We start from the raw sequence: 11,554 nt of genomic DNA, 5'->3' as shown, positions 1-11,554 counted from the left end.
CCCCTAGCCCGGCAGCTTGTCGCCGACGAGCGCGAGGTTCTGGATCGCGGCGAGGCCGTACTGGGCGGTGGCGTTGGTGCTCACCCAGGCCGCCTCGACGCCGGGCTCCAGCACGTCCGGGCCCTCGACCTTCACCGACTTCCAGCTGATGGTGGCGTCGGGGTAGCCGTCACCCTCGTGGTATTCGGTGAACTTCTGCCAGGCGCGGGCCGCCAGCTTGTCGTCCTTCAGCTGGACGGCGGCGTAGGCGTCGAGCCGGGAGTGGCCCTGGACCAGGATCAGGGAGCCGAAGTCGGTGCCGTAGCGGGCCTTCTGCTCGGCCTTGGTGGCGTTGAAGTAGCGGCAGTAGTCCAGCCATGCCTCCTTGAACTTCGGCAGGTCGATGAGGTCGATCACCTCGGCGCAGACCTCGACCAGGCCGAAGACCGCGGACAGATGGGAGACGCTGACCTTGGGCCGGTCGGCGATGGCGTACTTGCCGGTGTCGAGGTCGTACAGCCCGCTGCCCTGGACGAAGCCGTTGGGCTGGGCCGCGATGGTCTCCATGGTGGAGCGCAGTCGCGCCTCGGCCTTCTTCGCCTTCGGCCCGCGCCGCTCCCATTCGGTGAGCCAGGCCCCGGCGAGGCCGCTCCAGTCGGTGCCGAAGCCGATGTCCAGAGCGTGCGGATCGGGCTCGTAGTCGGGGTCGTCCCGGACCTTGCGCTGTGGATCGAGGACGAGGAACGTCTCGTCGGAGTCGACGAGGGCGTGCATGATGTCGCCGATCCGCTCGTCCGCGGTGAGGAAGTAGTAGTAGCGGCGGTACAGGGCGGTGGAGATGCGCTGCTGTTTGGCGCTGTCGGCGAAGTGCTGGACACCGTGCCGGGTGCCGAGTCCGGCCCACTTGCCGAGGTGGTGCGCGTCGACCTCGCCGGTGTGCCGGGTCATCGATTCGGCGAAGCGGAAGATGTCGGAGCGGCCGGAGCGCAGATACGCCAGCCAGAGCCACAGGTCGGGCGAGAGCTCGGTGTTGTCCCAGGCGTAGCCGCCGACGTCGTACCGCCACTGGTGCCGGTCGCCGTCGTAGGTGTGCATGATGTCGCCGTAGTCCCAGAAGCCGTACCAACGGCGCTGCTCGACCTGGCCCTTGTGGTAGTCGAAGAGGAAGTCCAGCCGGTCCTCGACCTTCGCCTTGGCGGGGGTGGAGCGGTCGACGGGGGCGAAGAGGCCGCCGAAGACCTTGGCGCGGGCCAGGTCGGCGGGTCCGGCGGCCAGTTGGGGCGGGGTGCGCACGGCGGCGGCCTGCCGGACGAGGGTGTCGGCGTCGGGGGTGGCCGCGTTGGCCCAGAAGGTGAGTTCGCTGGTGCGGGCGATGCCGTACGGGGTGCCGAAGCCGGGCTCGTAGTCCTCGTAGGTGATCTCGAGGCCCTCGAGCTGTTCGGGGTAGGTGTCCTGGCCCATGCCGTCGTGGTAGAAGCGCAGGTCCATGGGCTGGGCCTCGGGCGACCAGAGCCACAGGGTGACCTCGGCCTCGGCCCCGGCGGCGCCGCGGATGTCCAGCTGGGCGGGGAACTTCTCCCAGAAGTCGCGCAGTCCGAAGGAGAGTCCGCCGCTGACGCCGCCGACGTAGCCGAAGCCGCTCGCCCGCCCGCCGCCGCCCGCCGCGATCCAGCCATGGCCGGGCTTGGTGCGCTTGCGCAGGGTGAAGCCGTCGGCGGAGAGCTGGGAGAGGGTGTAGTCGCCCCAGGTGGGGATGAGATGCAGCCGGGAGGTGACGCGCTGGTCCCAGTCGGCCGGGTCGGGCAGCTTCTCGCCCTTGACCTGGGCGGTGCGGACACTCGCGCCGGGGTCCCGGCGCAGCCCGGTGACGCCCTTGACGGCCTCGGTGAGGAATCCCTTCCCCTCGCCCGCGATGCGGATGTGGCGGTCGTACGCCGCGTCGCGCATCGGCACGGAGAAGCGGACGCCGAGACCGCGGATGAAGTCTTTGTCCTGGTCGCCGTCGAACGTGATGGTGTGCACCATACGGAAGGAGTCGGCGCCCGCGTAGAAGTAGAGCCGGACACTGAAGGGGAGCCAGGCGCGGCGGCCGTTACGGTGCTTGCCGTCGATGCGGACGACGGCGCGGACGGGGCCCTTCTGCTCGACCTTCGCCCCGCTGATCTCGCCGTCGAACCGCTCCCACTCGGCACGGCCGTGGTCGCCGTCGTCCACGTCGCCCTGGCGGAGCAGGACCAGCCGGCCGTCGCGGGCGATCTCGGTGGAGCCGCGGGTGACGGAGCGTACGAGCTGCTTGCCGTCCTTACTGATGACGGCCTTGATGACCCCGGTGCCGACGGTGATCCTGCCGCCGCTCTCGGAGACGGTGACCTTCTTGGCGGGCGCGGTGGGCGTGCCGGTGGTGAGCTGGTAGGCGCTGCCGGTGAGGCCCTCCCCCGCCGCGTGCGCGGTCCACTTCAGCGAGCCGTCGGGCCAGTAGGCGGTGGCCCAGGTCTGCAGGGGCACGTGTGTGCCGTCGGCGGTGGTCAGCGCGAACGTCCGGTCGCCGGGGTGGGCGCCCTTGGGCCAGGGAACGCCGAAGGTGGAGCCCGCGGCCGCGCCCAGACCGCCGTCCTCCAGCCAGGTGATGTCCACGGGCTCGTCGGCGGCCTTCCCGGCGGGGCTGTCGGCGGCGGCCTTCGGGGCGTTGTGGGCGAGCAGCCAGGAGAACGGCACGGCGGCGCCGGTGGCGGCGGCGGCCTTGAGGAGGTTGCGTCGGGGGATCGGGGGCATGTCCGCTTCACCTTTCGTTCGGGGGCAGGTGCATGACATGAACCGGCGGAGGAGGCGCCGGGGAGGGCGGAGCCGGGTCAGACGCGGGCGCGGCGCTCCACGGCGACCGCACAGCCCGCGAGGGCGCCCGCCGCCGGGGCGATCAGCGGCAGCATCTGCCAGGCGGCGACGGCGAGTACGGCGAGCCCGCCGATGAGCAGCAGCGATCCGCCGGGGTCGGCGGCCAGCCCCTGGCGTGCGGCGGTACGGGCGGCGGTCGGCCATGCGGTGCCGGGCCGCCGTAAGGCCGCCGTCCGCAGCCCGAGGACGACCACCGCGAGCAGGCCCGCCACGCTCACGGCGATCAGCGCGGGCCCGCCGGGCAGGGCCCCGGAGCGGGCCACCCGCAGATCGAAGGCGAGCAGCGCGAGCGCCGCCCACCACAGCAGGGAGAACCGCCAGCCGCTCCGGGTCGCCTCCCGCAGCCCGGCCAGGAAGTCCCGCCAGGTGGACCGCTCGCCGTCCAGATGGCGGCTCAGATGCGCACAGCCGGCGGCGAACGCGGGCAGCAGGGTGATCACCGGCAGGGCGGCGAGCACCACCCAGACGCCGGTCAGCAGGCATTCGGCGAACAGGGCGAAGCGCGGCGAGCCGTGCGCAGTGCGCCGTACGGCGGCTGCTCCCCTGGCAGCTTCCATGCTCTTTCCCATGACGGCCTCAGCCCTTCAGCCCGGAAGTCGCCGCGCCCTCGACCAGATAGCGCTGGAAGGCCAGGAAGAACAGCAGCACCGGCAGCAGGGCGACCAACGACATGGCGACCATGCCTCCGTAGTCGGCGACGGAGTCCTGGTCGATGAAGAGCTTCAGGCCCAGCGAGACCGTGTACTTGTCCGGTTCGTTGAGGTAGAGCAGCGGTCCGATGAAGTCGTTCCAGGACCAGATGAAGGTGAAGATCGCGCTGGTGATCAGGGCCGGGCGGCACAGCGGCAGCACGATGTTCCAGTAGATGCGCAGATGGCCACAGCCGTCCAGCCGGGCCGCCTCGTCCAGCTCCCGGGGCAGCCCGCGCATGAACTGCACCATCAGGAAGACGAAGAAGGCGTCCGCCGCCAGGTACTTGCCGAGCAGCAGCGGCACATACGTATTGATCAGGTCCAGCTTCTGGAACAGGATGTACTGCGGAATGATCAACACCTGGAACGGCAGCAGCAGGGTGGAGATCATGAGCGTGAAGAGCGCGTTGCGCCCGGCGAAGCGGATCCTGGCGAAGGCGTAGGCCGCCAGCGAGCAGGAGAACAGCACGCCGATCACCGAACCGGCCGCCAGCAGCAGCGAGTTGGTGAAGAAGGTCGAGATCGGCACATCCGCGATGCCATCGCTGAGCCGGCGGTAGTTGTCGGTGATCGGATCGGTGGGCAGCAACTGGAGGCTGCCGACGATCTGGTCACCGGGCTTGAACGAGCCGCCGATCACCCACACCACGGGGTAGAGGATCACCGCCAGCACGGCAAGCGCCCCCGCATGCCACACGACGGACCGTGCACGGCGCCGCCCGACCGCCACAGAAGCACTCACGCCGCCTCCCGCTCAGCCCCGGCGCGCTTACCAGCGCGGGCTTCCTTCGTCACTGCTCGCTCCTTCGCCGCTGCGCGGCTCGTCAGTCCAGCCCGCGCAGCCCGCCGGTCCACGCTCACCTGGCATCCTCCTCGTAGTGCACCCAGCCGCGCTGGGTCTTGAACAGCACGGCGGTCACCAGGCCGATGCCGAGCATCAGCATCCAGGCCATCGCGGCGGCGTAGCCCATGCGCAGATTGCGGAAGCCCTGCTCGTAGAGGTACCAGCCGTAGACCAGCAGGGAGTCGCCCGGTCCGCCGGTGTTGGTGCCCGACCCCGCGATCACCACCGCCGAGGTGAAGACCTGGAACGAGTGGATGAGCTCCAGCAGGAGGTTGAAGAAGAGCACCGGCGAGATCATCGGCAGGGTGATGGACCGGAACCGCCGCCAGCGGCCGGCGCCGTCCATCTCGGCGGCCTCGTACAACTCGCCCGGCACCTGCTTCAGCCCGGCCAGGAAGATCACCATCGGCGCGCCGAACTGCCAGACGGTCAGGGTGATGAGGGTGGGCAGCGCCCAGTCCGGGTCGCCGATCCAGCCACCGACATCCCATCCGAAGAGACTCATCGACTTGTCGACGATCGCGTCGTCGTTGAAGATCGCCCGCCAGACGACGCCGATGCTCACACTGGCGCCGATGAGCGAGGGGGCGTAGAACGCCGAGCGGTAGAAGCCCTGGCCCTTACGGGGTTTGACCAGCAGCAACGCCACGGCGAGCGCCGCCGCCAGCTTCAGCGGGGTGCCGATCAGTACGTACTTCAGCGTCACCTGGACCGAGGTCCACCAGCGGTCGTCCTCGAAGAGGTCCTGGAAGTTCTTGAACCCGATCCACTTCGGCGAGTCGAAGAGGTTGTAGTCGGTGAACGCCAGATAGAGCGAGACGAGCATCGGGCCGAGGGTGAGCAGCAGGATCCCGACGCACCAGGGCGTCAGGAAGAGATAGCCCGCGAGGGTCTCCCGGCGGCGCTGCCGCCGCCCCGCCGCCGGGGCGGGACGGGTGCCGGGGGCGGCCTTCTCGGGGGTCGTCCCGCCGGGAGGCCGCACTCCGTCCGCCGCACGCGTCGTGGTCGGTGTCACGGAAGCTCTCCTCACGAGCCGAGCGCGGACTCGGCCTCGCTGAAGAACTGGTCGACCGCCTTGCCCATCGAGGTCTGCCCCAGGGCGACTTGGGTGTAGATCCTCAGGAAGGCGGCCTCGGCGACATCGGCGCCGGCCGGATGCGGGGTGATCGGCTCCAGCTTGGCGCTCACGCTCTTCTCATACGCGGCGATCTTGGCGTCGACACCCTCGGGCTTGTAGGCGTCGTACTGGGTGGTGGTCGCCGGGATGCCGCGGTTATAGCCCATGATCTTGCCCACCTCGGGGTCATGGGTCATGAAGTCGATGAACTGGGCGACTTCCTTGGGGTGCTGGGTGCGGGCGGAGCCGCTGAGCATCAGCGAGGAGAGGTACTGGCCGGTGCGCTTGCCGTCCGTGGTCGGGATGGGCCCGAGGTCGAGGGTGGTCTTGGTCTCGGCGGCGAAGCGGACCAGGAAGTTGTCCCAGGTGAACTCGGAGGCCGACAGATCGGCGCTGATCGACGCCTTGGGCTTGGCCTGCTCGGTCTTCTTGCCCGGCACCAGCTCATCGGCCTTGGCGTGCTGCTGCCAGCGGCCCCACCACTCGGAGAGGTCGTCCTTGGTGAAGCCGAGCTTGTTGTCCTTGGTGAAGAACGCCTTGCCGTTCTGCCGCAGATACAGGTCGTAGAGGTACATCACATTGGCGTTGTCGCTGGCGCCGTAGAGGGTGCCGTCGCTCTTGCGCACCTTCTTGGCGGCCGCGAAGAAGTCGTCCCAGGTCCATCCGTCCTTGACGGTCACTCCGGCCTTCCGATACGCGTCCGGGTTGTAGAAGAAGGCGAAGGTATTGGCGCCGACCGGCACTCCGAGGAGCTTGCCGTCGATATCCCCGGCCTTCTCCAGTCCGGCGCGGAATCCCTTCAGGCTGAGATTTCCGGCGTCGGCCTGACCGTTCAGATCCAGCAGTAGGTTCTTGTCTCCGTATTTGCGCAGGAAGGCGTAGGAGTTCTGGAAGACGTCCGGGGCGTTTCCGCCCGCGGCCTGGGTATTGAACTTGCTCCAGAAGTCGGTGTATTCGGAGAAGTCCGTCTTGACCTTGATGTTCGGATGTTCCTTCTCGAACAGCTTGACCGTCTTCTGGATCAGCTCCGCGCGGTCCTTGGCACCCCACCATGAGTAGCGGATGGTCACCTTGCCGTCTCCGGAACCGCTTCCCCCGCCGCAGCCGGTGGCCAGCAGCCCCAGCGCGGCCACCACGGCCGCGGCCGCCCGGGCCCCTCTCGCCCTCGCCGTCCATCGCCCAGCACCCATGACACGCCCCTCCCGGGCAGGTCGTCCGACTGCCCCCGGCTAGCTTGAAACGTTTTAGGCAAGCGCTTGCCGGGACAAGTTAGGGACCAACGAGGCGTACGTCAACGGTTCGGACAGGATCGCTCAGGATCGAGGTGAAGCGCTTCAACGAAAGCGCTTGGGAGGACCGCGCCGACCACCCGGCACCGGACACCTTCGGACATGCGACAACGCCGAGGGCCCGGAAGGCAGATGCCTTCCGGGCCCTCGGTCCAGGGTGGGCGATACTGGGTTCGAACCAGTGACCTCTTCGGTGTGAACGAAGCGCTCTCCCACTGAGCTAATCGCCCTGGCGCACGCCCAACATTAGCGCATGCCGGACCGTGCTCATGACCAGTCCTACGACGCCGGACCGCTCACTGCTCGATCTTCCACGGCATCACGACACCGAACTTCCACACATAGGCCGAGACCGCCACGGCGCAGATCACCACCGCGATCGTGGTCAGTATGAGATTGCGCCTGCGCACCCTCGGGTCCAGGGCACGGTGCGCCGCCTCGGTGACCTTGCGCTTGGTCCAGGCCAGCACCAGCTGGGCCCAGACGAACTCGGTCGCCCAGATCGCCATTCCGGCGAAGATCACCAGCCATCCCGGACCGGGCAGGGGCAGCAGGATGACACCCAGACCCACCACCCCGAGGCCGACGATGAACACGCCGACCTGCCAGCTCAGGTGCAGCGGGCGCGACCGCTTGATGAACCGCGGCGCCCGGGAGCCCCATACCGGCTCCTTCTTCGGCGCATCGTCCCCCGTCGCGACCTGGGGCCCCGCTTCGCCGGCCCCGCGCCGCCCGTCACTCTCCGCATTCATGTGACCCAACTTACCTGATCGTTTGGAGTCACCGGAACGGCGGCAGTGGCCGGTCCGGAGCTGGGCCGCATGAGCTACCAGAAGAGCCGCAAAACGGTCAGAGGGGTTTACAACGGCACCGTAGGTGGCATGTCGATTTCGCCGACGTGCGAATCCCCGAGCGCACACTGAGCGAAAGGCCCTGGCGCTTATGAACACCACGGTCAGCTGCGAGCTGCACCTGCGCCTCGTTGTGTCGAGCGAATCCTCACTGCCTGTACCCGCGGGCCTGCGGTATGACACGGCCGACCCTTACGCCGTGCACGCCACCTTCCACACCGGAGCCGAAGAGACGGTCGAATGGGTATTTGCCCGCGATCTTCTCGCCGAGGGTCTGCACCGGCCCACCGGCACCGGCGACGTCCGGGTGTGGCCGTCCCGCAGCCACGGCCAGGGAGTCGTCTGCATCGCCCTGAGCTCCCCGGAGGGGGAGGCACTGCTCGAAGCCCCGGCGCGGGCCCTGGAGTCGTTCCTGAAGCGAACCGACGCCGCGGTGCCACCCGGTACCGAACACCGCCATTTCGACCTCGACACAGAACTCTCCCACATCCTGGCGGAGAGCTGAGACCCGGCGAGAGCTGAGCGCTCGGCCGTCCGACTCGGGGAGACGGCGCGAGCCGGGGCGCGACCGCATCACGTACCGACGATCCCGACCATGGCAATCCCGACAACGGCAGAGGCAGGCGACGGTGCCGTCGCCGCGGCAGCACCCGCGGTGACGGCATCTTCGTGTGACCGTCCGGCACCGTCGCATGGCCGCCCGGGGCCGCCTGGGATACGTCCGGGGCCCGGCAGGACTAGAGTCGGGCAGATCGAGGGCAGCCCAGGGGCAGCCGCCGACCCAGCCGGCCAGGGAGCCAATCGTGCTGATCAACCACGACACCCGGTGCGCGCTCGACGCCGTCGTCGATCTGGTGAACACCGCGCCGGAGGGCGCGGACCGGGACGACCTCGCCGATGTCGCCGCACTGCGCCGGTTCGTCGAGCGCAATGACATCAGCGACATCGGCACGCTCGGGGAGCGCGACCTCACCGCGGTACGGGCCGTACGGGCCCGGTTCGCCGAGGTCTTCGCGACGGCCGGGAACGAGGCCGCCGCCCGCCGCACCGCCGAGCTCCTCAACGCGATGATCGCCGCGGCCGGCACCACGCCCCGGCTCACCGACCACGACGGCTACGACTGGCATGTGCACTACTTCGCGCCCGGTGCCTCGCTGGCCGACCACCTCGCGGCCGACGGCGGGATGGCCCTGGCGTTCCTCGTGGTGGGAGGCGAGCGGGAGCGGTTGCGCCGCTGTGAGGCCCCGGACTGCCGCCACGCCTTCGTGGACCTGTCCCGCAACCGCTCGCGGCGCTACTGCGACAGCCGTACCTGCGGCAACCGGCTGCATGTCGCCGCGTACCGCGCCCGGCGCCGCGAGGCCGCGAGCTGACCGTCCGCGTACGCGGGTCGGGGGCCGGGCGGGACGCCTCACCATCGGTAACCGGACGGGGCGCCGCCGCACCACCGATAAGCGGGTCACCATCGGTAACCGGATGGGGTGCCGCGTCACCACCGGTAGAGGTCGTGGAGGGCGGTTACGACGAGCAGAGTGCCGATGAATGCCAGGAACAGCATCAGCGGCGGCTGCGAGAGGGCGAAGAGACAACCACGGGTCTCGTCGCTCGGTGGAACAGGGGGTCCTTCGATGGGGGATTGCTCCCCGGGCGGTGATTGCAACATCTCGCGGAGATCATGACCCAGCCATGAGCCCGCCTGCGACCGGTGATCGTTTTTTGATCGGTCGCTTGTCAGATCCCGTGCTTTTTGAGTATGGCCTCGATGTCGGAGAAGTCATCTGTGCCAGAGCTCGTTCCGCCCTTGGTCTTCGGCTTCCCCGACGCCTTGACCCCGGTGGCCCCTCGGCCGGGCCCCAGGGCGGGCTCCGAAGCCCCCGCGGACACCCCGCCCGCACGTTCGGCCGCGGCCGCCGCGCGGCGCTCCTTACGGGTGCCGCCGGAGCGGTGCTCGACCGCCCGCGTGATCATGAACAGCCCCCACGAGAGGCCCAGCAGCCCGAAGCCCAGCCAGATGCTCGGCTTGAAGACCAGGTCGGTCAGCCAGTCCAGGATGCCGGTCATCGCCAGGCCCAGCGGGATCAGGGCGTAGGCGGCGATCCGCGTCGCCGCCAGGAACCGCTTGCGGTAGGCGGTCAGCCCGGCGATGCCCAGACCGGCCGCGGACAGCGCGGCGCAGATGGTGTCGGTCAGCATCGTTCCTCCCGCGAACTGGGCTTCCGGTATGTCCATCGTGCACCCCGTAAGGCGGCCGGGGCCATGGCCCGAGCCCGGGATCAGGGACATCTCCGGGTACGGATCAGGGTCCGGGGGCTGGAAGACTGGCCCCATGAGCCACACCGACCCCTCCCCTCGCCCCGTGCTCGACGTCTGGTGCGAGCTGCAGTGCCCCGACTGCCGTACCGCCCTGGGCGATCTGCGCGCGCTGCGCGACCGCTTCCAGGACGCGCTGGACATCCGGCTGCGCCACTTCCCGCTGGAGCGCCACCGGCACGCCCACGCGGCGGCTCAGGCGGCCGAGGAGGCCATCGCCCAGGGGCGCGGCTGGCCGTTCGTCGAGGCCGTCCTGGAGCGCACCGAGGAGCTCGGGACCCGCGGTGAGCCGGTGCTGGTGGAGGTGGCCCGGGAACTGGGGCTGGACGCCGAGGAGATGGACACCGCGCTGATCGACGGCCGGCACATCCTGATCGTGGACGCGGACCAGGCCGAGGGCCGGGCGATCGGGGTCACCGGCACCCCCACGTATGTGATCGGCGGCGAGCGGCTCGACGGCGGCAAGAGCCAGGAGGGGCTGCGGGAGCGCGTCGAGGAGATCGCCGCCCGCCTCGTCGCCGAGCAGTCCTGAAGCCCTAGAAGCCCTGAAAGCCCTCGGAACAGGCCCTCAGAGCAGCGGCTTGTAGAGCTGGTACTCGATCGACTCGTAGCCCAGCGACTCGTACAGCCGCAGCGCCGGGGTGTTGCCGCCGAAGACGTGCAGGCCGAGGCTGTCCGCCCCGTGCGCCAGGCTCGCGCGCTCGGCGGCCAGCATCAGGGTGCGGCCGTGTCCGTGGCCGCGGTGCTCCTCGGCGACCTCGACGGCGTAGACGTACGCCTCCCCGCTCTCGGCGGCGTCGGGCTCCCCCTCGCGCAGCGCGATCCAGATGGTGCCCACGTCGGTGCCGCCGTGGGCGAGGACGCGCAGCAGGGCCGCGGGGGTGTCCGGGCCCTGCGGCAGCAGCCTCGCGTAGTCGGTGTCCGCCTTGGTCTCGGCCTGCTGCCGGGTGAGTCCGCGCGCCAGCAGATCGGCGGCGTATCCGGCCCGCTCGTGGGCGTGCCACGCCGGGTAGTCGGCCTCCGTAAGGGGGCGTATCGCGCTGCCCTCGGGCAGCTCGGGCGGGTCCGTGAGCCGCTTGAGCATGTTGCGGCCGCGCTCGCGGTAGCCGAGCGCGGCCGTGAGCCCGAGGGCGGTCGTGGCGGACGCGGGGACGCTCACCATCAGCTGGGTGCAGCCCCAGCCGCGCAGCACCTCCTCGGCGGCGAGCGCGGCGACCGTGCCGCGGCCCCGGTGCCGCTCGGCCTCGTCGATGTGGAGCTCCTCGATACGCCCGGCGGCCGGGCCCAGGCGGGCGTCGGTGGCGAGGCGTACGGAGCCGACGGGGCGGCCGTTGACGCACACCTCGTACGCGCGGGCGCGCCCGCCGCCGTCGGTGTGCCGTTCGGGCGCGGTGGGCCGCAGAGTGGTGGTCACGAAGGTGTTCTACCGGCCCGCCGGGCGATCGTCACCCGTTTTCCGGCGCGAATCCGCCGCGACCGGCCGGTGAGGCCCCTGGCTTGCCCGCTCAGGGCCCGATGTCCCCGCCGCCCGCTCAGGGGCCGATATCCCCGCCGCCCGCTCAGGGGCCGATGTCGGCGGC

11 protein-coding genes and 1 tRNA gene are annotated in these 11,554 nt (G+C 70.1%); 3 read left to right on the top strand and 9 right to left on the bottom strand.

All coding sequences use genetic code 11. The annotated features are described in order from the left end of the window. Nucleotides 1–3 precede the first annotated feature (3 nt). The 7 genes from GWI24_RS12635 to GWI24_RS12605 all read right to left on the bottom strand — a co-directional run bounded on the left by GWI24_RS12635 (nt 4) and on the right by GWI24_RS12605 (nt 7,565). A complete protein-coding gene (locus GWI24_RS12635) occupies nt 4–2,751 on the bottom strand; it encodes a Tat pathway signal sequence domain protein (protein ID WP_210946042.1) in 2,748 nt (915 codons plus the stop codon). Between the two features lie 77 nt (nt 2,752–2,828). After that, nucleotides 2,829–3,428 (bottom strand): hypothetical protein, encoded by a 600-nt coding sequence (locus GWI24_RS12630; protein WP_247616264.1) that lies wholly within the window; start codon nt 3,426–3,428, stop codon nt 2,829–2,831. A 19-nt stretch (nt 3,429–3,447) separates the two neighbouring features. Further along, nucleotides 3,448–4,305 (bottom strand): carbohydrate ABC transporter permease, encoded by an 858-nt coding sequence (locus GWI24_RS12625; RefSeq protein ID WP_210946040.1) that lies wholly within the window; start codon nt 4,303–4,305, stop codon nt 3,448–3,450. 115 nt (nt 4,306–4,420) lie between these two features. Further along, nucleotides 4,421–5,422 (bottom strand): carbohydrate ABC transporter permease, encoded by a 1,002-nt coding sequence (locus GWI24_RS12620; protein WP_210946039.1) that lies wholly within the window; start codon nt 5,420–5,422, stop codon nt 4,421–4,423. Nucleotides 5,423–5,433: 11 nt separating this feature from the next. Beyond that, a complete protein-coding gene (locus tag GWI24_RS12615; RefSeq protein WP_210946038.1) occupies nt 5,434–6,714 on the bottom strand; it encodes an ABC transporter substrate-binding protein in 1,281 nt (426 codons plus the stop codon). A gap of 257 nt (nt 6,715–6,971) precedes the next feature. After that, nucleotides 6,972–7,043, bottom strand: a tRNA-Val gene (locus GWI24_RS12610). A 66-nt stretch (nt 7,044–7,109) separates the two neighbouring features. Then, nucleotides 7,110–7,565 carry a TIGR02611 family protein gene (locus GWI24_RS12605; RefSeq protein WP_210946037.1) on the bottom strand — a complete coding sequence of 152 codons (456 nt, stop codon included), beginning with the start codon at nt 7,563–7,565 and terminating at the stop codon, nt 7,110–7,112. 190 nt (nt 7,566–7,755) lie between these two features. Here GWI24_RS12605 and GWI24_RS12600 point away from each other — a divergent pair, with 190 nt between their 5' ends. Next, on the top strand, nt 7,756–8,169 hold the full coding sequence (locus GWI24_RS12600) for an SsgA family sporulation/cell division regulator (protein WP_003959770.1): 414 nt from the start codon (nt 7,756–7,758) through the stop codon (nt 8,167–8,169). A gap of 298 nt (nt 8,170–8,467) precedes the next feature. Next, entirely contained in the window at nt 8,468–9,037 is a 570-nt protein-coding gene (locus tag GWI24_RS12595; protein ID WP_210946036.1) for a CGNR zinc finger domain-containing protein, read from the top strand. A 358-nt stretch (nt 9,038–9,395) separates the two neighbouring features. Here the strand turns inward: GWI24_RS12595 and GWI24_RS12590 are convergent, their stop codons facing one another. After that, nucleotides 9,396–9,857, bottom strand: coding sequence for a hypothetical protein (locus GWI24_RS12590; protein ID WP_171072788.1), 462 nt, complete (start codon nt 9,855–9,857; stop codon nt 9,396–9,398). A 133-nt stretch (nt 9,858–9,990) separates the two neighbouring features. Between GWI24_RS12590 and GWI24_RS12585 the strand changes: the two genes are divergently transcribed. Beyond that, complete coding sequence (locus GWI24_RS12585; RefSeq protein ID WP_210946035.1) at nt 9,991–10,506, top strand: DsbA family protein; 516 nt, start codon at nt 9,991–9,993, stop codon at nt 10,504–10,506. A gap of 36 nt (nt 10,507–10,542) precedes the next feature. Here GWI24_RS12585 and GWI24_RS12580 read toward each other — a convergent pair whose 3' ends face one another. Continuing rightward, nucleotides 10,543–11,388: a GNAT family N-acetyltransferase gene (locus tag GWI24_RS12580; RefSeq protein WP_210946034.1), complete on the bottom strand. Its 846-nt coding sequence runs from the start codon at nt 11,386–11,388 to the stop codon at nt 10,543–10,545. Nucleotides 11,389–11,554: the final 166 nt, after the last annotated feature.

The sequence above is a fragment of the Streptomyces sp. MK37H genome (genome assembly GCF_018035285.1).
GTDB lineage: Bacteria > Actinomycetota > Actinomycetes > Streptomycetales > Streptomycetaceae > Streptomyces > Streptomyces endocoffeicus.
This window is presented reverse-complemented; position numbering and strand designations above follow the sequence as displayed.